Below are 21,977 nucleotides of genomic sequence, written 5' to 3' on the forward strand. Positions count from 1 at the left end.
GCCCTAATCTTCCGCAAGAAAGTCCTTGAAGCGTCGTGCAACTTCGGGCGGCTTCACTGTCGGCCGGCCGAGTTTGGGCAACGAGCCGGGGGCGATCTTCATATGGATCAGTGTCGGCCCCGCCCCTTTCAGGGCAGCCTCAAGGGCCTGTTCCAGTCCTGCCGTGTCGTCGGCACGAACGGAATTTGCATATCCGCATGCTACCGCACAGGCCGCGAAATCGACACCACCTGAAACCGTCGGCTGCCCGCCCGTTGAATCGTAGGTGCCGTTATCGAGGAGCAGATGTACCAGGTTCTTTGGCCGGTAAGCTCCGATGGTCGACAGCGTCCCCATCTTCATCATCAACGCGCCATCGCCATCGACGACGATGATCGGCTTGTCGGTGTTCAATGCCACGCCAAGCCCCATACCGGCAGCACAGCCCATGGAGCCGACCTGATACAAGTGCTGTTTCCGGTCCTCAATCGTGAATAACTCACGCCCGGACTTGCCTGTTGTTACGATGATTCCGGCATTGTCGGGGGCCACTTTCAGCATCGCCTCAAGCGCAGCGTAGCGGCCTGGTAGATCGCCATGATTGCGAAGATCGGCAACACTGCCACCAGCATCTGCAACGGGGTTCACAACATCGCCAAGGTCCTGATCGGCAACATCGCCCTTTTGCATGATGAAAGCCGCCGGCAACTGGCTTTCGTTCATCTGCGCCAGTACATCATCCAGCATAGGCGCGACGTTGTCGTCATCCGAGGGGAAAAGGCTATAGGGAATGCGCATGACTTCGAACAGGTCCGGCGTAATTTCGCCCATCAATTCATGTTGCGGCTCGTCGCTCAATCCCGGACCGGCGCGCCACGTGCAGATGACGAGAGTCGGTATGCGGAACGGATAGTTCAGTGATGTCAGTGGATTGACCGCGTTTCCCAGGCCGGAATTCTGAAACATGACCACGGTTTGACGTCCGCACAACCAGGCACCTGCGGCGATTGCTACCGCTTCGCCTTCACTGGCGGCAGCGACATAGCTGGCGTCATTGTCATTCAGCACGCCATTGATCAATGGCGTCAGAAATGAACACGGCACGCCGGTAAAGAAATCAAACCCCTTGAACTTGGCGTGACGCAGAAACGTTTCCGCATCGATCACAGGAATTGTCCGGCATTAATCAGATCGGCATAGTCGTCCACATCCAGCCATTGCCCTACGACATAAACGACGGCGATCTTTTCACCCTTCTCGGCGAGTCTCGTCAGAAGCTGAGGCAAACCTGCATTCTTTATGGCTCCGTCTTTTTGCATCTGTTCTATTTCATCGCGGACGCGTGCTGCCCCATTCTCGCTCAATCGAATCAGACCGGTCCATTCTCCGTGGCGTTGATTTTCCGGAATATTATCCCCGGCGGCCTTCAAATATACCGTCTCCTGATCCAGGTAAGACGCCGAATATGGACGGCTGCACGAAACGAAATCGCGGACCCAGTCATTGGATTTGGATTGACGTTCATGCCATTGCGCATCAGAGACGACAACTATGTCCGCTTCGGTGTCTTCAACAAGGTCAATGAAATACTGGCGGAACAGGATATCGCCATAAGAGACATAGACGGGGCCATGCAGTGCATCCAATGCACAAGCCAAGCTTGATACTTCACCGCCCCGTTCGTGCATATCGTTATCAATCGTCTTTATATCGGGAAGATTGACAGCATCTTTTTTGTAACCACGGACGACCGTGACATCACGTATGCCACTGTTCCTGTATATATCGACCAGGCGACGCAGAAGAGGTTGCCCGCGAACTTCCAGCATGCACTTCGGTTTGTCTTCGGTCATTTCACCAAATGCGGAACCGCGTGAAGCGGCCAGTATGATTGCGTTCACCGAATTGGTTTTTTGCGGCAGATATCGGCGTTCTGCATCCGCCAACTCGCCATTTCCCATCAAATCGAAGACATCGCTCACCGAAACGACGCCATTCTCGATGCCTGAGAGCGAGCGGTCCCGGTAAATCCTGTTCGAAGTCTCACGCATCGCCGTAATCGCGGCCCGCATATTGTGATTGGCCCATATAATCAGCGAAGCGCCTGCTTCTTCAAAAGTTTCAGTCGGCGTTGCATAGTACTTGGTCGGCACCAGCACGACCGGGCAACGGTTTTCCCAGCTGGAAATGAAAGACAAAACTTCGTCTGCAGTGGACTTTTTGGAGTGAATCAGTATCGCATCGGCACCTGCCTCGTGATAGGCCTCCGCACGGCGTAATGCTTCTTCGACGCCCCACCCGGCGATCAATGCCTCAACACGCGCAACGATCTGGAAGTCGTCATCAAGCTGGCTGTCTTTGCCTGCCTTGATCTTACCACAGAACTCGTCGATATCGGCCAAGGGCTGACCGTCGCCGATAAACGAATTGGTTTTCGGGAAAAGCTTGTCCTCGATACAGATACCGGCAATGCCGCGCTGTTCGAATTTCTGCACTGCACGACGCAAATTGTTGAAGTTGCCCCATCCCGTATCCCCATCAACAAGGATCGGCAAGGAACTCGCATCGCTCATGAATTCAAGAACATCCAGAATCTGGGTCCAAGAAGCTTCATTGTTGTCACGAACACCCAATGCAGCAGACATCGATAGTCCGGATGCCCATATTCCCTTGAATCCTGCTTCCTCGACAATCTTCGCGGAAAGCCCATTGTGAGCTTCCATGATGAATTCAAGCTCAGGTGAACAGAGCATGTTCCTGAGTTGAGAGGTTTTTCGAAGTGACCGGTTATTTGCCTTTTGTCGCCGTGCTTGTTCAATCATTCGATATTCCTCGAGAAAAAGATGCAGCCATGACGTTAGTGACAAGGCTTAACGCCAGCGCTCTGTAATCTCAAGAACATCCGTCGAGAAATCGTGACAGCTTGCCCACCACCAGTTATAGGATGGCCGAATTAACGAACCGTGGAGGCGAAAATGCTCCGAACTCCCCATTTGACCGACGACGATCTCGCCGCCTTCGAGCGTGACGGCTATCTGGTGAAACGAGGTGGTTTCAACCCCGAAGACATGGCGCTGATTTCAGCCTGGACGGACGACGTTCTGGCGATGCCCGAAGTTTCGGGCCGGCACTGGGTGTATCATGAGGAAAGCCGCAAGGATGGTGCCGATCTGGTCAACAGAATCGAAAACATCGCCCCATTTCATGACGGTTTCCATACCATGACCGAGGCACTCAAGGCGCCGGTGTCGCAACTGCTCGGCGAGCCTGCTACGCTTTTCAAGGAAAAAATTAATTTCAAAATGCCGGGTGGCGGCGGCTTCGCACCGCATCAGGACAGCCAGGCCGGTTGGGATACTTATGCCGACTTCTTCATTTCCGCACTCGTCAGCATTGACAGAGCGACCCTTGAAAACGGCTGCCTGCAGCTCGTCGCCGGACACCACAAATCAGGTCTGGTGAAGTCGTGGGAGCCCCTCAACGATGATGAAATGAAGGGCATGTTCTTCGAGCCGGTCCCGACCGAGCCGGGCGATATCGTATTCTTTGACTGCTATGCGCCGCATGCCTCCGAAGCCAACATGAGCGACAGCGTACGCCGGATATACTATGCGACCTATAACCGTGCCTCGGCCGGGGATCACATGGCGCAGTATTACGCCGACAAGCACAAAAACTTTCCGCCCGACATCGACCGCGATCCGGATAAGAAATACGTTTTCCGGGTTTGATCGGAGGGTTTAGAAGCGCAGCCTCAAGGCAAGCCGTTTCGTCCATGACGCATAAATGCAGGGCGTTCGCTCAGTAATTCGTAGTAGGCAGTAACCGCGTTCATTTCGGGACGTGAAATACCGTCCAGCATAAACCACCTGTTGACCACAAGACCGACTGGAATGTCAGCGAGTGTGAAATCAGCGCCGACAACATACGGCCCACCGCTTTCCAGATGCGCATTCAGCAACCCTATTTCATGAATAAGGTCCGCACGGCCGCGTTCGACGAACCACGGGTTGTCCCATGGGTGCTCACCCAACTGTCCGCCAAGAAATGCACCTCGCAAGGCATGCGTTACATCGTAGGCAACCCAGTCCATCCACTGTTCAATCTTTTGACGTTGAACAAGGCCCGACGGATACAGGATCTCATTACATGCCTTGGCGGCCAGATATCGAATGATCGCATTCGATTCCCGCATAACATTGTCGCCATCGATGACCACCGGCACTTGAGCTGCGGGATTGAGCGCCAAAAATTCCGGGCTTGTACAGGCCTTGAAACCGCGCCCGTAATCCTGCCGGTCATAAGCGATGCTCAATTCGTCGCAGGCCCAAAGGACCTTCCGGACATTAAACGAATTGCTGCGCCCGAGTATCTGCAACACCGGTGTGTCGCTGCTGACTGACATGGCGGTTCCTTTCAGGCTCTTGTATGAGCGGATTAAGACGTCAGTTTCGGTAATATGACTTCCCGGGCGCGTTCAAGATCTTCCGGAAAATCTATTTCAATCCAGTCGAGATCTGAGATATCGACAATCCCAAAAGCACCACGCGGCCCGCCGACAATAACATCACGGATCGCTTCTTCGTAAGTCGCCATCAACTGGCCACCCTCGATGTAGTTTTCCAGCGACGCCGCCACGAGCGGACCGGTCTCACGCGAAACCGTCATAAAGCCGGGCCATTCACCCATGGCATCGAACTGGCCGACGATACGCTTGCCGAAGTCGACAACGGTGCCGTTGCGGAGGCAAATTCGGACCGGGTCGTCCCCTTCGTCCAGATCATCGTCATAAACAAAAGCGCTCGCCTCGACGCTGTCGATCAGGCGCTTCAGAATTTCGGTGTCGTACAGCACATCCGCATCCATGAAGAGGACATCCTGCCCACATCGGTAGGCTTCGCGGGCATACCACATGGAAATGATGCTGCCGCCGCGATACATCGGATTTTCGATAATCTCCAGAAACCCGTCTGGGGCGCACCGCTCGGCTTCGGCGACGACGAGGTCTTTCCTGTAACCGACGACGAGAGTCAGCTTTTCGATGCCGAAATTCTGAAGATATTCGATATGGCGAGCCAGCAAGGTCTGGCCGTCAAACTCGATCAGGCTTTTCGGTGGCTGGGTGCGGCTATCCCCAAAGAGACGGCTGCCGACACCTGCGGCAAGTATGATGGCATGCATAAGTGATATCCCTGTTTGCGGGCCCGTATATTTGTTGAATGAGGCTAGAAGTCAAGAACGCTTGCCGGTATCGCCAAGATAGGCGTTCGCCTGAAACCAGTCGACAGCATCCGCCAAAGCCTGTGTCCCGGGACGGTGAGTGTATCCGAGTTCGTACTCTGCCCGTCTGGAGGAAAAGAACATCTTTTTCTTCGACATTTTGAGCCCATCGACCGTTGCGAACGGCTCGCCCCGACCGGTCACGGCGCACCACATTTCCGCCGCCCAAGCCATCGGATAGATCGGAGCGCGTGGAATTTGCAAAAATGGCGGTTTGACACCGGCATGCTGGGCAACCGTATTCAGGATTGCGCGTAGCGTCATATCATCGCCGCCAAGAATATAACGACGCCCCTTTTTACCTTTTTCGAAAGCCAGTAAATGACCTTCGGCAACATCATCGACGTGTGCCACATTCAAACCTGTGTCGACGTAAGCCGGCATGCGGCCGGCGGCAGCTTCGACCACAAGCCGCCCCGTCGGTGTCGGTTTGATATCGCGAGGGCCAATGGGGGTCGACGGATTGACGATCACGCAATCCAGCCCGGTTTCGGCAATTACCGCTTGCGCAGCTTCTTCCGCACGGAACTTTGATTGCTTGTAGACACCGATCATGTCGCTGAAGCCGACCGGTGTTTCCTCATCCGCCGGACGTCCTGACGGATCAATACCGAGTACCGCGACACTGGAGGTATATACAGCCCGTTCAACCCCCACTTCATGCGCTTTCGCGAGGATAGCGCGTGTCCCTTCCACATTGGCGCGGAACATTGACGCCGGATCGCGGGTCCAGAGACGGTAATCCGCAGCGACATGGAATAACCCTGTACAACCCGCCAACGCGGGTATCAGGCTTTCAGGCCGCATCAGGTCGCCTTCGCACACCGAAACATCAAGACCGGACAAATTCCGCCGGTCACTGCCCGGCCGGACCAGTACCCGTACGTGCGCGCCGCGCGCCAAAAGCACGCGCACGACCGCAGAACCGACAAAGCCTGTCGCGCCGGTAACCAGGTATGGACCATTGTTAAGCTGCACAGCCTGTTTCCTGTAATTCATCACAGCCGAGTTTTCCATGGAAAAACCGGCGCAAAGACGTTAAACACCCATTGATAACGGTGGATTGATATCTACCTTTTATCATAAGGCCGGCCTGCAATGAGCATGTCCGGTGCGATATGAAAACCCCCGGGATATTTGACGTCATGAGCGAACCCATCGAAATCATCCTCGCCAACCCACGCGGTTTTTGTGCCGGCGTCGAACGCGCCATTGAAATTGTCGAAAAGGCTCTGATCAAATACGGTCCGCCTATCTATGTGCGGCACGAAATCGTACATAACAAGCACGTGGTCGAATCGCTGCGCGCCAAGGGTGCCGTATTCGTGGATGAAATCGATGAAATCCCGGAAGGCGCCGTGACCATTTTCAGCGCGCACGGTGTAGCGGAAAAGGTCGAGATTGCCGCCCGTTCGCGTGATCTGCCTGTTATCGACGCAACATGCCCGCTGGTTTCCAAGGTCCACAAGGAAGGTCAAAATCAGGCCGGCAAAGGCCGTCAGGTTATACTTATCGGCCACCGGGGTCATCCGGAAGTGGAAGGCACACAAGGCCGTATTCCGGGTGGCGTGTTGATTGTCAGCGATCCCCGTGAAGTGGCAGGGCTTGAAGTTCAAGACCCGGAAAAACTGGCATATGTGACACAAACCACGCTCTCCGTCGACGAAACGCGCGCGACCATTGACGCCCTGAAGAAACGCTTTCCAAGTATTGTCGGCCCGGACGTCAAAGACATCTGCTATGCAACGCAAAACCGACAGCAGGCCGTTCGTGAACTGTCGCAAACGGTTGATCTGCTGTTGGTCGTTGGTGCAAAAAACAGTTCCAATTCCAACCGTCTGGCGGAACTCGGCGGTGAAAATGGCACGCCGTCCTATCTGATCGACGATGCATCCATGATCCAGGATTCCTGGTTCGACGGTGTGTCCAAGGTTGGTCTGACGGCCGGTGCATCGGCACCCGAAGAGCTGGTCCAGGGTGTCGTCAAGCGGATCGGCGCACTACGAGGTGCGACTGTTCGTAATCATGACGGCGTTGAGGAAAATGTCGTTTTCAAATTGCCGCGGGAGCTTATCGATGCCGAGCCTGCCAGCGCGGTCGGAGACTGAATATGGCGGTTCCCCTGATCCAGCAAGCCCGTGTCGGCGCATATATCATGAAGCAACGCCTGAAGGGTGTTGAAAAGTACCCGCTTGTCCTGATGCTGGAGCCCTTGTTCCGCTGCAACCTCGCCTGTCCGGGCTGCGGCAAGATCGATTACGAGGACGATATCCTCAACAAGCGGCTGAGCTTTGACGAATGCATGGAAGCCGTCGATGACTGCGGCGCGCCTATTGTCTCCATACCGGGTGGTGAGCCGCTTATTCACAAGGAAATCAAACAGATTGTCGAAGGCATCGTTGCGCGCAAGAAATTCGTATATCTGTGTACCAATGCCCTGCTGCTTGAGAAGCGGCTCGATGACTTCACGCCGTCACCATACCTGACATTCTCGGTTCATCTGGATGGGCTTGAAACGCATCACGACCACGCGGTTGACCAGAAAGGCACATTCAAGCGTGCTGTATCCGCAATCAAGGCGGCTAAGGCCCGCGGCTTTCGGGTAAATATCAATTGTACCCTTTTCAACCAAATGACCGCCGAAGAGTGTGCCGAATTCTTTGATTTCTGCACCAACGAGCTGCAGGTCGAAGGGATCACCATATCGCCGGGTTATGCTTACGAGCGCGCGCCCGATCAGGAGCACTTCCTGCAACGAGGCAAGACCAAGGAACTGTTCCGCCAGATCTTTCGCTTAAAGGGTGACAAGAAGTGGCGCTTTAGCCAGTCCAGTCTGTTTATGGATTTCCTTGCCGGCAACCAGCAGTACCATTGCCAGCCATGGGGCAACCCGACACGCAACATCTTCGGCTGGCAGAAACCTTGCTACCTGCTTAGCGAGGGATACGTGAAATCCTTCAAGGAATTGATGGATGACACGCCCTGGGACCAGTACGGCACCGGCAACTACGAAAAATGTGCCAATTGCATGGTGCATTGCGGCTACGAACCAACCGCCGTCGCCGACACGGTGAAACACCCCTTGAAAGCACTGGGGGTCTTCCTGCGCGGCATCGACACCGAGAAACCTATGGCGCCTGAAATTTCACTCGAAAATCAACGTCCGGCGGAATTCGTCTTCGAAAACCTGGTCGAGACCATGTCGCAAAAACTAGAGCGCGAAAAAGCCGAAGCCCGGTCCAAGGACGCGGGTCGCGCCGCTTAAGCTCTCCATTGCTTGCCTGTTATATCTGTTGAGGTCGAGCAACCGTCCTATTGTCCACGGTTGCAGGCAAACCCCGGCGATTACCGGCAACAGACTGATGCTGCCATCAGGCCTGACGGAATCCAGGGCATATCCGGGAATATCGTAACCCGCCGGATCGATAATCGCGCGCAGGACGGCAAACGGGATGCCCGCTTCGTCAGCCATGGCGGCGACGATATGACTTTCCATATCGAGGGCTGCGATGCCCTCCCTCTTGAACCAAGCCTTGTCTTCACTGCCCGCAACATAATCGACCCCCGCCACGATGGATGTTTGTATGTTGAATACGGCTGCCAGGCGTCCACACCAGTCGCTATCCGCTGCAAACGCGTGCCCATCCGAATTCATGACGCGATCAGCGATAACCAGATCACCTGGTTGCAGCAACGGAGAAACGCCCCCGGCGCTGCCGAAGCTCAATATCCCGTCCACGCCCAATCCAATCAGTGCAGCAACACCGTCACGGGCCCGCGACGGTCGGGCACCGGACAGGCGCACGTAAGGCGCATCCTCCGTGCCCATAACGGGCGCAAGGGCAGCTTCCTCGCTCTTAACGCCGGTAATGATGCCGATACGCGGCACCGCCGTCAGATGCCGTATTTGGGGGTGCGCTCGTTACCGCGCGACAAGTTCACGTAGCGGGCAAGGGTCCATAACGGGAAATAGGCGCTGTAGCCGTGGTAGCGAAGATAGAACACGCGCGGAAACCCGACGGCATTGAAGTACTCCTCGTCCCACTTGCCGCCTTCGCGGGGCGCTTCCATCAGATAACTGATGCCTCGCTCGACCGCTTGCGAATTGATCTCACCTGCGGCAATCAGCCCCAATAACGCCCAAGACGTTTGCGAAGGCGTCGAGGTTTTAACTTCATCTCGGCGGTGCTGCCAGTAACTGGCGCAATCCTCGCCCCAGCCGCCATCGGCAAATTGCCGGGCCTTGAGCCATTCGACGGCCTTGCGGATATAAGGCGCGTCCATATCCTCGCCGACCGCATTCAGCGCACAGAGCACGGACCATGTGCCATAGACGTAATTGTTGCCCCAGCGCCCAAACCACGAACCATCCGTTTCCTGTTCGCGTTTCAGGTATTCGACGCCGCGACGCACACTTTCGCGTTCCTGCCCATATCCGAGTTGCGCCAGGAATGAAACGCAGCGTGCACTGACATCCGCCGTTGGCGGGTCCAGCAGCGCTCCGTGATCGGCAAACGGAATGTGTTGCAGGACGTAGTATTCATTATCGATATCGAAGGCCCCCCAACCACCGTTTTTCGATTGCATGCCTTCTATCCAGATTTTGGCGCGTTCTATTGCGGTCTGGTAACGCTCCGCATCGGCACGATGCAGCAACATGCCGACGACGGCTGTATCGTCGACATCGGGGTAATAATCGTTGTTGTACTGAAACGCCCAGCCACCCGGTTTAAGCCCCGGCCGGTTGACAGCCCAGTCACCCGCAACATCGAGAATCTGCCGATCTGCGAGCCAGTCCGTGGCCGCGACCAGCGCCTTCTCGCTCATATCCAGACCGGCTTCCATCAGCGCATGGCCGCCAAGAGACGTATCCCAGATCGGGGACAGGCAAGGCTGGCAATACCCTTCACCATTCTTGAAGGTCAAAAGCTTGTCGATGGATTCCCTGGCGATCATATAATCCGGATCGTCACGGGCGTATCCCAATGCATCAAACGCCATGACGGTATTGGCCATGGCCGGGAAAATCGCTCCAAGACCGTCTTCTCCATTCAGTCTCGGACCGATGAAATCAAGGCAGCGTTTTATCGCCTTCTTTTCCAGGCCCGACGGGAACAGCGGCTCGACGATCTTTGCAATACGATCGATACCCAGACACAACGTGCCGATCCAGTGCCCCGTCGGATTGACCATATACTCGTCTTCGTCATTGGCGGGGCGAATGAACAACTCCTCAATACCGATGCCTCTGGGGTTCTTCGCTTTTGGTTTAAGGACCGCCAAAATCAGCAAAGGCACCATGACTGTCCGTGACCAGTACGAAATCTTATCGACATGGAACGGTGACCAGCGCGGTATCAGAAGCGCCTCGGCGCGCATCACCGGAACAGCACGCCACGGCACCTGTTCGAACAGCGCCAGTGCGATACGCGTAAAGACATTGGCTTTGGCTGCACCACCGTGCGCCAGAATGGCTTTACGGGCCGCTTTCATATGCGGCGCTTCGGGATCGTCGCCGACCAGCTTCAAGGCGTAATAGGCCTTCACTGAAGCACTGATATTGAAATCCCCATCGTGATAGAGCGGCCAACCGCCGTGCTTGTCTTCCTGGATGCGGCGCAGATAAACAGCAAGCTTCTTTTCGATCTCGTCGTTCGGCTCGCCCAGATAGTGATTGAGCAGGATGTACTCAGCCGGAATCGTCGCATCGGCCTCCAGCTCAAAGGCCCAATACCCCTCGCTTTGCTGCTCTCCCAAGAACCATTCACGCGATACGGAGACGACCTTCTCGACATGTTCGAGAGAGTCATTACTGCCTTTCGCTGCCTGAGCGCTGAGTTCAACCAATGATGGGTTCCTTTAGAGCGACCAGCCCCCACGGAGCTTTACGCAAATCAAGTCCGATAACGCTGATCAAGACCATAGACTTGTGTCAAAATTTCGTCATCTATTCAAGGCTAACCCTGTACAGCGATGCCCCGATCTGATTGCACCCTCAATCGTCGCCGGAAGCCCGGTATCGGTCCAATCTCCGGCCAGCCAAAGATTTCTGATCCCGGTTTCGGGTCCGGAGCGGCGGCTGATCTGTTGTGGCGTCTGTGCAAAAGTCGCACGTTTTTCCTTAATGACCCGAACTGGCGGCAAAATATCCGGATTCATAGCCAGAATCCGGGCGATCTCGTGCCAGATACGGGCTGCAATATCGCTCGCGGTCTCATCTACGACGTGATCGGCGGCGCTGATCGTCACCGATGCGATGTTTCCGCGCAGAAACAACCACTCGGCCAAACCGCCCAGGATGCCGATGATCCGCGCGCGCCGTTCACCGCCAATATCGAAATGGACGTTGACGATTGCGCGAAATTCATCGGGAACGGATACCCCCGCGATCAGTTCTCCGGCGATTGAGGGCGGCAGCGCAGAAATCACGATATCGTCGTCCGCCAATCGGATCGTCTCTCCGTCCAGATCGAGGGCGCGCACGCTTGTATCCTGAATATTCAGTCCGCGGCATCGCACCCCGAGCCTCACGTCCGCCCCCTGGGCGCGAAGATACGCCAGCGCCGGGTCGACAAAGCTGAATCCCAGCCCACGCTTTGCCAATACAGGCCGGCAGGACATGCCGCCCTGCATCACGGTTTCCCGGATCACGGGCGCCAACAGCGCTGCGGCTGCGCGCTCAGGTTCGGTATTCAGAACGGCGATGGCAAAGGGCTTCCAGAAGCGTTCATAAAGTTGTCCGGTATCTTTCAAAACATCGGCAACACATGCATCGGGACCGGCTTTGAAAAGCTTTCGGCTACGCCAGAAGTCCCTGAGCCGCACACCAGGTATTCCGTGATGCGGGCACAACAACCGCCACGGGATACGTCCCTTGCCAAGCGCGACTTCCCAGGTTTCACCCGTCCCCACGTCTTGAAACGGAAGACATGCCGGCAGGATATCGATCGTTTCCATGGCACCGGTTCTTGCGAGATAGCGCATGGCGTCGACATTGCCGCTCAGGACCAGATGGTTGCCGTTATCGATATCGCAACCGAGTTGTTTGTCGAAGAAACTCCGGCAGCGGCCACCGGCTTGCGGCGCGGCCTCGATCAAGGTGACCGCTACGCCCTGCTCGCATAGCGATGTTGCCGCAGCAAGGCCGGCAACGCCACCGCCCAGGACGAAGGCCTTGCGGGTTGTCACCCGAATACTCCGTACCTTACGGCAATCATGATTTTCTCAAACTTCGAGGGTCCGACATCCGTTTCAAGATTTTGCCAACCTCGTTTCTGCAGTTTGTCGAGAATACGGCAATAGACCTGCATCATCATCACCGCCGGGCGAACGGCATCGGGATCGGCTGCGGCGATTACGGTTTTCGCAGCCTCGAAGTGTTTTTCCGCACGGTCGGCAAGATCATCGCAAAGCCCCGCCAGGCCGGGTGCGGTGATCACATCTTCGATACCTTCGCCATCCGCACCGGCACCAGCCAGCAGATCCGCCGGCAGGTAAACCCGGTCACGTCCCGCATCCTCGACGATATCGCGAAGGATATTGGTCAGTTGCAGCGCCATCCCAAGTTCGGCGGAAAGGCGAACACCCTCGTCTTCGCCAAGGCCGAATATCCGGACACATAGCCTGCCGACGGCGCAAGCCACACGGTCGCAGTACAGCGCCAGCTCATCCATATCGGCGAGACGGACACGCGGTGCGGCATCCATTTCCATACCGTCGATTACCGCCAGAAAATCGGCTTTTTGAAGATTGAAGGTTCTGACCGGGTCCAGCAGGGCCCGTGAAATCGGGTGGTGACATGTGCCGCCATACAGCAATTCAATTTCATGGCGCCAGGCATCCAGCAGTTCACGTTTGCGATCCAGCGGCAGATCGCCATCGGCGATATCGTCGACATCGCGGCAAAAGGCATAGACGGCGAAAACACCCCGGCGGCGCGGCGTATCCAGTCGGCGCATGGCCCAGAAAAAAGACGTCCCTGCACGCCTCACCAGCGCCTCGACATAGGCATCGGGCGGGTCAGCCGGCAGGTCCGGCTCCAACGGCAGGGGCTCATGCACGCTCATGGCGGCATGGATACACTACCCGCATGGATGCGTCATCTGTTAGCTAACACCGGAAGTTCGGGCAATACACCTTCAGGAATAGGTCCGCCCCTTCCAGGCACCACCCTGCCCGGCATAATGACGCCGGGCCGAATCCAGTGTCATCAGCGCATAAAGCGTGCCCGCAAAAGGCAGAGACAAAGACCAGAGCGTATTCAGCCGGTACAAATCCAGTGTCGGCAGGTATGTCCAGGCCATAACCAGCCATGCGGTAGCGCCCAGCGACACCAAAACCGGATCCGACATCAAAATCCCGGACAAAACGGCTAACGGCGGCATTACATACAGAATGCCCATGCCGGCGAGAGTCCCTGCCAGCAGCAGAGGATTGTGCTTCAACTGCACATAGGCGGATCGTGCCACCATGTTCCAGATCGACGGCAAGTCATCGTATGCCCGCAGGCTGTATGTCTCTTCCGCCAATCCGAGCCAGACCGGACGGTGCCGCTTGATCAGCCGTGCCAGAGCGCAGTCATCAATGAGCTGATCGCGAATTTCGGCGATCCCGCCTGCAGCCTTGAGTGTGTCGGCATGTACCAGCATGCAGCCGCCGGCGGCCGCCGCTATTGGTGCCTCAGGGTCGTTGACGCGGGGAAACGGATAAAGCTTTTGAAAGAAATAGACGAATGCCGGAATCAGAAATTTCTCCCAGGCCGATATGCTTCTCAGCTTCACCATCAGCGAGACGAGACCAAGCTGTCCGTCTCCGGCCTTGCCAACCAGTCTGCTTAAGCTGTCCGGCGCATGTTCGATATCGGCATCGGTCAGAAGAATATACGTTGCATCCCCAGCCGCAGCGATCCCCTGATGCACCGCCCACATCTTGCCGACCCAACCTTCCGCCAGAGGCTCGCCATCGATGATATTCAAACGCTTGCTCTCACCAGCCTTCAAAGCGGCACGGGCCGCATCGGCGGTGCCGTCCGTGCTGTTATCGTCAACGACGACAATCCGGAAATTCCCCGCATAGTCCTGATCCAGCAGCGCACGTACGGTACGGCCGATGCTGTCCGCCTCGTCACGCGCCGGGATAACGCATACAACATCGGGGGCTTTCTCTATATTAACTGAATTTATATTAAGCAATTGATCTGAATGCCAAAACCGCCCATGGAATAGGCTCAAATAGACCCAGATCGAAAGCGATAGCGCGGCAAGGAACAGCGTCATGTCATTGTCAGGCAAATAAACCGGCAACGGCACCGCGCACGATGCAACATGCATAACCGGGTTTTGTTAATTCGACACGCGCCGCCAGTGGATCGTTCGAAGCCAGTTTGCCGATCAGGGCATCGGCGATCCGGATAATGGCAGCGCTTTCCATGGCCAGACGGCGGCTGGCAACACTCGCGGGCAAAGGCCGGGCATCGCGCATCAATTCTCGTGTCGCTGCCAGACATCGGTCGATCACGATACGAAGCGCTGGAGAAGCCTTCCTTTCATCGAGCATTTCAACCGTGGCCCCGGCTTCTTTCATCCATCCCATGGGCAGGTAGACCCGGTCCAGGGTTCTGTAATCGTCCTGACAATCCTGCAAGTGATTGATGACCTGCAAGGCGTTACAGAGCGCATCAGACGACACATAGCCATCGGTTGTTCCGCCGGTCAGATCGATCAGATAGCGGCCCACGGGTGCCGCGGAACGGATACAATAGCCCATCAGATCATCCCAGCCGTCATAGCGGGCTTTGACTACGTCCTGTTTGAAGGCATCGATGAGATCAAGGCAATGCCGCTCGGAAACCGCCGATGCAATCAGGCTTTGCCGCATCTCGATACCCGTCCGGTAAGCAGGGTCCTTGGTTTCATCCCCAACTACGGCGGCGGCAAACCCGTCCAGACGACTGATTTTTTCATCTGATGTGAGCATCGGGTTATCGGCAATGTCATCGATCGCACGGGCATACCGATAAAACACGGCAACATGCGGCCGCGCTGCAGGTGGCAAGAGAAATGAGCCGACAGGAAAGTTTTCATACGCCGCGTCCTTGCCTGAAGGCGTTTCAACCTCCGCCTCAGGCGGCGCTGACGATGTGTTCACGGTTTTTTCGTTGCCTCTTCGGTCGAAGCCATACGTTCGGCACGGGCAGATTCAAGGCGTTCCTCAAGGGTCGAGAGCAGAGCACCGACATCGCCGCCGTTATCGCGAAGAACCGATGAAAACTCTGAACGCTGCGTCTGCGCCATACTCAATCCCTCAACCATGATATCGATAATCTTGAGCTTATCTTCCGTACCCCGAACCCGCCAGTCTACCCTGAGCGGTTTGCCGGCATTCGGGCGCTGCAACGTCGTTTGCACCAGAACCTGACTGGCATCGATATTGCGCACGCCGGCAATCTCCAGGGTTTCGCCCGAATATTTCTGGAAACGGTGTGCATACGTCGAAATCATGAGTTTCTCAAAAAGGTTCAGATAACGATCCCGCTGTTCCTCGCTGGCAGCGCGCCAGTAACGTCCGCCCAGCACCCAGCGTGCGATCGACTTGAATGCGATGTAGTCATGGATGATCCCGCTGAAGCGCCGCTCCTGCTCTTCAACTGTGATCGACGTGTCCGTCAATTTGGTAATGGCATCATCCGCAAGTGTGACAATAAATTTTTCCGCTTTTTCGGAAAAATCATCTCCGGCTGCCGATGCGCTTTGCGGCGCAATTGCCATCATCACAGTGAATATTCCCACTGCAATCGCGTGCCGTATGAACATGTCTCCACCCCCTCGTTCCTGGGCCATAGCTTAACGGATGACCGGCCGTGCTCAAAGTGTACTCGGTAAAAAAATAATACGTAATTTCCGCAAGGCCATCTTTGTATCATTTCGCCATTTTTCATTCCCGTCCGTTCCCATTACACTCTGATGTTGTGCCGACCATGGGGAGAAATATTTTGGTTTGCTGTCATCATTATCAATTGCAAGCTGGCTGTGACGAAGCATTTCGGGTCGATGGGCAGTCCCTTGTGTTCGGCCCCGGCTGCCTGTCCGAAGCCGGTTCGCATGCGATGGCCCTCGGCCTGAAGAAAGTCGCACTGTTCACTGACAAGACACTTTCCGCATCCGATCACGTCGGGAAAGTGATGAAATCACTGCACGCTGCCGGCATCGATGTGGCCCTGTATGACGATGTCGCCGTGGAGCCGACGGATGAAAGCTTCAAAACTGCGGCGGCCTTCGCTCAGGACGGGAATTTCGACGGTTTTGTGTCGGTTGGCGGCGGATCGGTCATCGACACCTGCAAGGCCGCAAACCTTTACGCCACATATCCCGCCGACTTTCTGACCTACGTCAATGCCCCGATCGGTGGCGGCGTCCCCGTACCAGGGCCTGTTAAACCGCATATCGCCTGCCCCACGACTTCGGGTACCGGTTCCGAAGCAACCGGTATTACCATATTCGATCTGCTGTCGATGAAGGCAAAAACGGGAATTGCGTCACTGCATCTGAAGCCGACATTGGGCCTGGTCGACCCACACGTGACACATACGCTGCCGAAAAACGTCATCGCCGCAACGGCCTTCGATGTGCTGTCTCATGCGCTCGAATGTATGACGGCGCGCCCGTTTACGGTCAGGGATAAACCGCAAAATCCGACAGCTCGGCCCTATTCTCAGGGCGGCAATCCCTGGAGCGACCTGATCGCCAAGGAAGCGCTGAAACTGGTCGGCGAGCATATGGTCGCCGCCGTCACCGACCCGGATAATATGGAAGCGCGCGAATACCTTATGTGGGCGTCGTCTCTGGCCGGGATCGCTTTTGGCCAGGCTGGCTGCCATCTGCCGCATGGAATGTCATACGCCGTTTCCGGGCTTGTGAAGGATTTCCGGCCCGAAGGGTATCCTCAGGAAGCCCCCATCGTCCCGCACGGCATGTCGGTTATCCTGAATGCACCGTCCGTATTCCGCCTGACCGGGCCGCATGCACCGGAACGTCATCTCGCGGCGTATACCTGCCTTGGCGGCACCCATGATGCAGGACCGACCGAAGCCGGAGAAGCCGTGGCCGAACATCTGATCGCCATGATGAAGGCGACCGACATTCCGAATGGCCTCAAGGGTGTCGGATACAGCGTAGCGGATCTGGACAAGCTGACGGACGGCGCATTCCCGCAAAAAAGGCTGCTGGGCCTCGCCCCCTGTCAGATAGAACGGGACGACCTCTACAAGTTGTTCGAAGGTGCTCTCAGCTACTGGTGATCGGCAGCCCGCACTTTGAGATCGTCGATCAGACTATCCGGGATATCGACACCGTCTTTCGCCGAGGTTTCCCGGATTGCGAAACGGCGCGCGCCCGGCATCCGGGTCCCGTCCTGTGACTGGATGGCTTCGGCCAAAACCGACATACGGTTCTCGAAGGCTCCACCTGAGAATCCGGCCGGGTCTATAACGATGAAAAACTGGCCGATATGCGGCGACGGCCCCTTGTCATCAAAGAATGACGAGGCTTCAAAACCATGGTTGGAGCCGGTCAGTGTCGCTGTCAGAATTTCGACCATCATCACCAGCGCCGCGCCTTTGGCATCCCCCATCGGTAGGAGCGATCCGCCCATCGCCGCCTTGGCATCGGTCGTCGGCTGACCATCGGCGTCGACCGCCCAACCTTCGGGGATGGCTTCGCCCTTGTCGGCGGCGAGTTTGATTTTACCGCGTGCAACCTTGGACGTCGACAGATCGGCAATGATCGGCGGCTTGCCTTGAAGCGGACAGGCAAAGGCAACGGGATTGGTGCCGTAAATGGCCCTGCTGCCGCCCCAGGGCGCAATTGCAGCCGGAGAATTGGTGAAGCCCAGCGCCAGATACCCCTGGTCCGCGAACGGCTCCACATGGTGCCCTGCAACACCCGCATGATGTGAATTACCGATGGCAAGTCCGACAATACCAGTCTCGCCGATACGCTCGAGTGCCGCGTCGATACCGGCCTCGATCGCAGGATAGGCAAATCCGGATTTGGCGTCGACACGGACAGATGCCGTTTTCGGCAACGTGACGTCCGGCACCGCGAAACCGTCGACCTTACCGGCCCTGGCCTGATCCGCATAAGCCGGCAGGCGCGAAACCCCATGCGACGGGATACCGTCCGCATCCGCCTTGATCAGCGCACGGGCAACCGCTGCTGCATTTTCAGGCGAGGTTTTGGACGCCACCAGAACCTCGACGGCAAGATCATGAAGATCGCTCAGGGAAAGTCGTGCCATGGGTCTTTCAACTCCTGAGACAATTTGCGACCGCGTCAGCAATCATATTACTGACCCTATCATCCGCCTCAACGGTGCGCGCACCGGCATGCGGCGTCAGCAAAAGGTTCGGCACATCCTTGAACAGGTTGTCCGCTGACAACGGTTCGACGTCAAAGGTATCGAGAAAGGCGCCACCAATGGTGCCGGCCTTGAGGGCCGAAACCAAATCCGCCTCGTTGATGATGCCGCCGCGCGCCAGGTTGAACAGCAAGGCATCCGGTTTCATCTTCGACATCGCCGCTGCATCGAACATATCTCGTGTTTCATCGTTGAGCGGCACATGCACCGACACCGCATCAGCATCGCTGATAACGGCTTCCAGATCCGCCCGAGGTTCAACACCGTGTTCGGACCAGACCTTGTCGTTGATATCGATATAGGGATCCCAGGCCGTCACGGTCATGCCGACACCCTTGGCGCGCCATGCCAAAGCTTTACCGATAGAGCCGAAACCGACGATGGCGAGAGTCTTCCCCGCCACTTCGCGGCCCATCATGCGCATGCGCGGCCAACCGCCGGCAATCACCTCGTCGGTGACGTGGTAAGCATCCCTGAGCATCACGAAAAGTCCGCCGATGGCAAGTTCGGCAACGGAATCGGAGTTGGCCCCGGTTGCCGGAAAAACAGCGATCCCCTTGGCTTTGCAGGCATCGGTATCGATGTTGTCGAGGCCGACTCCCAGTCTGCCGACGCACTTCAGTGCATCGGCTTTTTCAAGAACGACGCCTCGGACCTGTGTCTGATTGCGGACGATCAGGCCCGTCGCTCCCTGCAGAGCCTCGGCAATGGCGTCCGGCTGGTCCCACAGATCAACGTCGTAGTGAACATTGTATTCGGATTTGAGGCGTTCGAGCGCGCCCGGGTCGATAAATTCTGTAATGACGATGTCGGTCATGCTGCGCTTTGTCTCTTGGGTAAAAAAAGGAAACGGCCGGTACCGAAGTAGTACCGGCCGCTGCCACTTAAGCGCTGCGATACAGTTTGGTCAACACGAACTGGCGATGGCCAAGAGCCTCCGCCGCCGTCAAACGGCCGTTGCAAGTGCGCATCGTGATATCGATCAGGCCGTCACCAGCTTGGTCGAGATTCATCTCGCGGCGCAGGATACCCGAGCAATCGTAGTCGATGTGTTCACGCATGGTGCGAACCGTCCGCGGGTTTGCCGTCAGCTTGATCACCGGCTCGATCGGGTTACCGACGACATTGCCCTGCCCGGTCGGGAACAGATGCACGACGAAGCCGGCAGCCGCCTGCAGGGTCACGCATTCGGCAGCCGCCGAGGACGTGTCCATGAAGTAGAGACCGGCACCCTTGGCGGGATCTTCGGCCGGACCGAGGACGTCGACGTACTTCGCTTTCTTGCCGATTTTCTCCAGGTTGCCAAAGGCTTTTTCCTCGATGGTGGTCAGACCGCCTTCGATGTTACCCTTGGTCGGCTGGCTGTCCGACAGATCGGACGTTTTGAACGGCTCAATGACCTCGTCCATGTAAGCCTGCCAGGTTTTCATGAACTTCTCACCGGCCGCCTTGGTCTTGCCGCGCGTGGCGCAGACCATTTCCGCACCGGTGATTTCAGACGTTTCACCGAAGCATGTCGTGGCGCCCCAGGAATCCATCTTGTCGATGAAGTTCCCGACGGTCGGGTTAGATGCGAGACCGGATGTGGTGTCGGATTCCCCGCACTTCACGGAAACCCAAAGCTCATCGATCGAGCAGGTTTCACGCTGCTTTTCCGATGCCCAATGCAGGAACTCCTTGGCTTGGCGTGACGCCGCCCAGATCACCTTGTGATCTCCGTTCTGCTCGATGGCATAGCCGGCAACAGGCTTGCCGGTCTTGGCGATACCGTCGACGACGATTTGCGTCCAGGCCGTTTCAATACCGATAACGATCACGGCGGCAACGTTCGGGTTGGAACCGGTGCCGATCAGGGTACGGAAATGCAGGTCGAGATCTTCGCCGAACTGCAGACGGCCATAAGGGTGCGGGATAGCCATCGTGCCCTTGACGTTGTTGGCGACTGCTTCACATGCGGCGTTCGACAGATCGTCCAACGGCAGGATGACAACGTGATTTCGAACCCCGACACGACCGTTTTCACGGCGATACCCGGTGAAGGTCGGCTTCCGACCCTTGCGAACGGAAAGGTAATCCGGCTCAGGAATGTAAAGCGGCGCGTCCTCAACGAGCTTGGGAACGACGGGCGATTTTGCTTTCGCGACGGCTTTCTTTGTTTTCTTGGCAGCCATGATTACCACCTCTTCGTCTTGACGTTATGGACATGGACGTGACCGCCCTTGGCAATATTGGCAATCGCTTTGCCGATATCGTGGCCGTACTTGATGATAGTGTCGCCTTTCTTGATATCGTTGAGCGCGATTTTATGGCCCAACGGAATGGCGTCCTTGCTCTTCATCTTCAACGTGCTGTCCTTGGCCATCAGCCAGCCTTCAAGGCCGGAGCCCTTTTTGACTGTTTCGACGACGACGACGCCGACTGTATCGGCGACTTCGTGGACAAGAAAATCTGGTGCTTTGGGCACTGTTCCCTCCATGGAAAAAAGTTGTTTCAAAGGGACACTAGCTTTTCACTTGCAAGAGTCAAGATATTCTTATAACTCTTATATAAGACTTAAGGAGGCAGCTTTGAACGATCCGTTTCACCGGCCAGCCAAACAGCCACTTTATGTGTCGGTCCGAGATTCCGTACTTGAGCGGATCGGCTCGGGTGCCTGGGCACCCGGTGACATGCTGCCGAGCGAATTCGCCCTCGCCGACGAGTTCGATGTCAGCCAGGGCACCATTCGAAAGGCGCTCGACGATTTGGCTGCACGTAATCTCGTCGTCCGCCGCCAGGGCAAAGGCACATTTATTGCGGCACATACGCCTGAACGCGCCCTGTTCCACTTCTTTCATATCGTCGCTGACGACGGTGTCCGGGAGCTCCCGACAAAAAGCCATGTTCTGAGCTGCCGTCGCCGCCGTGCCGACAAAGACGAGACTGAGCAACTCATGCTGGATCGTCAGGACAGGGTTGTGGAAATTCGTCGTATTCGTGAAATGGACGGCAAGACGGCGATGGCTGAAACCGTCTGCGTACCGGCTGAGATGTTTCCTGATCTCGACAAGCGCGCGATCGAAGAAGTGCCGAACGAGCTTTATCAGATGTACGAGGAACGCTACGGCATTACCGTGCACCGTGCCCTTGAAAGACTCCGCGCAGTCGCGGCCTCACCTGAAGATGCCTCAGCTCTCGGTGTTAAAGCAGGCACGCCGCTGCTGGAAATATCACGGATCGCGGAAACGCTGGGCGGCCGTCCGGTGGAAATGCGTAAAAGCCGCTGCCTGACCGATGGCCGGCACTATCAATCGATCATCGTTTAG

21 protein-coding genes are annotated in these 21,977 nt (G+C 56.5%); 5 read left to right on the top strand and 16 right to left on the bottom strand.

What is annotated here, in order from left to right; translation table 11 throughout:
* Positions 1–3: 3 nt before the first annotated feature.
* Positions 4–1,146 (bottom strand): phosphonopyruvate decarboxylase, encoded by a 1,143-nt coding sequence (gene aepY / locus L2D14_12955; protein ID WNJ98773.1) that lies wholly within the window; start codon positions 1,144–1,146, stop codon positions 4–6.
* Positions 1,143–2,801 carry a phosphoenolpyruvate mutase gene (gene aepX, locus L2D14_12960; protein WNJ98774.1) on the bottom strand — a complete coding sequence of 553 codons (1,659 nt, stop codon included), beginning with the start codon at positions 2,799–2,801 and terminating at the stop codon, positions 1,143–1,145. The genes aepY and aepX overlap by 4 nt, the downstream gene beginning before the upstream one ends.
* A gap of 153 nt (positions 2,802–2,954) precedes the next feature.
* Between aepX and L2D14_12965 the strand changes: the two genes are divergently transcribed.
* The gene (locus L2D14_12965) at positions 2,955–3,710 is read left to right on the top strand and encodes a phytanoyl-CoA dioxygenase family protein (GenBank protein ID WNJ98775.1); all 756 of its coding nucleotides are present in this window, start codon (positions 2,955–2,957) and stop codon (positions 3,708–3,710) included.
* Positions 3,711–3,733: 23 nt separating this feature from the next.
* On the opposite strand, the gene L2D14_12970 is transcribed toward L2D14_12965, so the two are convergent.
* From L2D14_12970 to L2D14_12980, 3 genes are read right to left on the bottom strand one after another with little or no spacing between them, the layout of a single operon-like run.
* Positions 3,734–4,384: a glutathione S-transferase family protein gene (locus L2D14_12970; protein WNJ98776.1), complete on the bottom strand. Its 651-nt coding sequence runs from the start codon at positions 4,382–4,384 to the stop codon at positions 3,734–3,736.
* Positions 4,385–4,416: 32 nt separating this feature from the next.
* Positions 4,417–5,160: a phosphocholine cytidylyltransferase family protein gene (locus L2D14_12975; GenBank protein ID WNJ98777.1), complete on the bottom strand. Its 744-nt coding sequence runs from the start codon at positions 5,158–5,160 to the stop codon at positions 4,417–4,419.
* A 51-nt stretch (positions 5,161–5,211) separates the two neighbouring features.
* A complete protein-coding gene (locus tag L2D14_12980) occupies positions 5,212–6,237 on the bottom strand; it encodes an NAD-dependent epimerase/dehydratase family protein (GenBank protein ID WNJ98778.1) in 1,026 nt (341 codons plus the stop codon).
* 167 nt (positions 6,238–6,404) lie between these two features.
* Between L2D14_12980 and ispH the strand changes: the two genes are divergently transcribed.
* Complete coding sequence (gene ispH, locus L2D14_12985) at positions 6,405–7,367, top strand: 4-hydroxy-3-methylbut-2-enyl diphosphate reductase (GenBank protein ID WNJ98779.1); 963 nt, start codon at positions 6,405–6,407, stop codon at positions 7,365–7,367.
* A gap of 2 nt (positions 7,368–7,369) precedes the next feature.
* Positions 7,370–8,524, top strand: a complete 1,155-nt coding sequence (gene hpnH, locus L2D14_12990) for an adenosyl-hopene transferase HpnH (GenBank protein ID WNJ98780.1) — start codon at positions 7,370–7,372, stop codon at positions 8,522–8,524.
* Here hpnH and L2D14_12995 read toward each other — a convergent pair.
* The 7 genes from L2D14_12995 to L2D14_13025 all read right to left on the bottom strand — a co-directional run bounded on the left by L2D14_12995 (position 8,471) and on the right by L2D14_13025 (position 16,070).
* Complete coding sequence (locus tag L2D14_12995; GenBank protein WNJ98781.1) at positions 8,471–9,148, bottom strand: hypothetical protein; 678 nt, start codon at positions 9,146–9,148, stop codon at positions 8,471–8,473. The genes hpnH and L2D14_12995 overlap by 54 nt on opposite strands.
* 5 nt (positions 9,149–9,153) lie before the next feature.
* Positions 9,154–11,106, bottom strand: coding sequence for a squalene--hopene cyclase (gene shc, locus L2D14_13000; GenBank protein ID WNJ98782.1), 1,953 nt, complete (start codon positions 11,104–11,106; stop codon positions 9,154–9,156).
* A gap of 96 nt (positions 11,107–11,202) precedes the next feature.
* Positions 11,203–12,447, bottom strand: coding sequence for a hydroxysqualene dehydroxylase HpnE (gene hpnE / locus L2D14_13005; protein WNJ98783.1), 1,245 nt, complete (start codon positions 12,445–12,447; stop codon positions 11,203–11,205).
* On the bottom strand, positions 12,444–13,325 hold the full coding sequence (gene hpnD / locus L2D14_13010; protein ID WNJ98784.1) for a presqualene diphosphate synthase HpnD: 882 nt from the start codon (positions 13,323–13,325) through the stop codon (positions 12,444–12,446). Before hpnD ends, hpnE begins: the two co-directional genes overlap by 4 nt.
* Positions 13,326–13,397: 72 nt before the next feature.
* Positions 13,398–14,534: a glycosyltransferase gene (locus L2D14_13015; GenBank protein WNJ98785.1), complete on the bottom strand. Its 1,137-nt coding sequence runs from the start codon at positions 14,532–14,534 to the stop codon at positions 13,398–13,400.
* A 7-nt stretch (positions 14,535–14,541) separates the two neighbouring features.
* The gene (gene hpnC / locus L2D14_13020; protein WNJ98786.1) at positions 14,542–15,405 is read right to left on the bottom strand and encodes a squalene synthase HpnC; all 864 of its coding nucleotides are present in this window, start codon (positions 15,403–15,405) and stop codon (positions 14,542–14,544) included.
* A complete protein-coding gene (locus tag L2D14_13025; protein ID WNJ98787.1) occupies positions 15,402–16,070 on the bottom strand; it encodes an ABC transporter substrate-binding protein in 669 nt (222 codons plus the stop codon). The genes hpnC and L2D14_13025 overlap by 4 nt, the downstream gene beginning before the upstream one ends.
* A 251-nt stretch (positions 16,071–16,321) precedes the next feature.
* On the opposite strand from L2D14_13025, the gene L2D14_13030 reads away from it, so the two are divergent.
* A complete protein-coding gene (locus tag L2D14_13030) occupies positions 16,322–17,554 on the top strand; it encodes a hydroxyacid-oxoacid transhydrogenase (GenBank protein WNJ98788.1) in 1,233 nt (410 codons plus the stop codon).
* On the opposite strand, the gene L2D14_13035 is transcribed toward L2D14_13030, so the two are convergent.
* The 4 genes from L2D14_13035 to L2D14_13050 all read right to left on the bottom strand — a co-directional run bounded on the left by L2D14_13035 (position 17,545) and on the right by L2D14_13050 (position 21,136).
* Entirely contained in the window at positions 17,545–18,552 is a 1,008-nt protein-coding gene (locus L2D14_13035) for an Ldh family oxidoreductase (protein ID WNJ98789.1), read from the bottom strand. The two genes, L2D14_13030 and L2D14_13035, sit on opposite strands and share 10 nt — an antisense overlap.
* Positions 18,553–18,559: 7 nt before the next feature.
* Entirely contained in the window at positions 18,560–19,489 is a 930-nt protein-coding gene (locus L2D14_13040; protein ID WNJ98790.1) for a hydroxyacid dehydrogenase, read from the bottom strand.
* Between the two features lie 67 nt (positions 19,490–19,556).
* Entirely contained in the window at positions 19,557–20,843 is a 1,287-nt protein-coding gene (locus L2D14_13045) for a UxaA family hydrolase (protein ID WNJ98791.1), read from the bottom strand.
* Positions 20,844–20,845: 2 nt separating this feature from the next.
* On the bottom strand, positions 20,846–21,136 hold the full coding sequence (locus L2D14_13050) for a UxaA family hydrolase (protein ID WNJ98792.1): 291 nt from the start codon (positions 21,134–21,136) through the stop codon (positions 20,846–20,848).
* Between the two features lie 103 nt (positions 21,137–21,239).
* Here L2D14_13050 and L2D14_13055 point away from each other — a divergent pair, with 103 nt between their 5' ends.
* A complete protein-coding gene (locus L2D14_13055) occupies positions 21,240–21,977 on the top strand; it encodes a GntR family transcriptional regulator (protein WNJ98793.1) in 738 nt (245 codons plus the stop codon).

The organism is Thalassospiraceae bacterium LMO-JJ14, assembly GCA_021555105.2.
GTDB lineage: Bacteria > Pseudomonadota > Alphaproteobacteria > Rhodospirillales > Casp-alpha2 > UBA4479.

What these genes read in the sequence shown, in the direction of transcription:
- L2D14_12965 (WNJ98775.1), top strand. Translation starts at nt 2,955, where the DNA reads ATGCTCCGAACTCCCCATTTGACCGACGACGATCTCGCCGCCTTCGAG.
- L2D14_13025 (WNJ98787.1), bottom strand. Translation starts at nt 16,070, where the DNA reads ATGTTCATACGGCACGCGATTGCAGTGGGAATATTCACTGTGATGATG.
- hpnD (WNJ98784.1), bottom strand. Translation starts at nt 13,325, where the DNA reads ATGAGCGTGCATGAGCCCCTGCCGTTGGAGCCGGACCTGCCGGCTGAC.
- L2D14_13040 (WNJ98790.1), bottom strand. Translation starts at nt 19,489, where the DNA reads ATGACCGACATCGTCATTACAGAATTTATCGACCCGGGCGCGCTCGAA.
- L2D14_12975 (WNJ98777.1), bottom strand. Translation starts at nt 5,160, where the DNA reads ATGCATGCCATCATACTTGCCGCAGGTGTCGGCAGCCGTCTCTTTGGG.
- aepX (WNJ98774.1), bottom strand. Translation starts at nt 2,801, where the DNA reads ATGATTGAACAAGCACGGCGACAAAAGGCAAATAACCGGTCACTTCGA.
- L2D14_13015 (WNJ98785.1), bottom strand. Translation starts at nt 14,534, where the DNA reads ATGACGCTGTTCCTTGCCGCGCTATCGCTTTCGATCTGGGTCTATTTG.
- L2D14_13045 (WNJ98791.1), bottom strand. Translation starts at nt 20,843, where the DNA reads ATGGCTGCCAAGAAAACAAAGAAAGCCGTCGCGAAAGCAAAATCGCCC.
- ispH (WNJ98779.1), top strand. Translation starts at nt 6,405, where the DNA reads ATGAGCGAACCCATCGAAATCATCCTCGCCAACCCACGCGGTTTTTGT.
- L2D14_12970 (WNJ98776.1), bottom strand. Translation starts at nt 4,384, where the DNA reads ATGTCAGTCAGCAGCGACACACCGGTGTTGCAGATACTCGGGCGCAGC.
- hpnH (WNJ98780.1), top strand. Translation starts at nt 7,370, where the DNA reads ATGGCGGTTCCCCTGATCCAGCAAGCCCGTGTCGGCGCATATATCATG.
- L2D14_13035 (WNJ98789.1), bottom strand. Translation starts at nt 18,552, where the DNA reads ATGGCACGACTTTCCCTGAGCGATCTTCATGATCTTGCCGTCGAGGTT.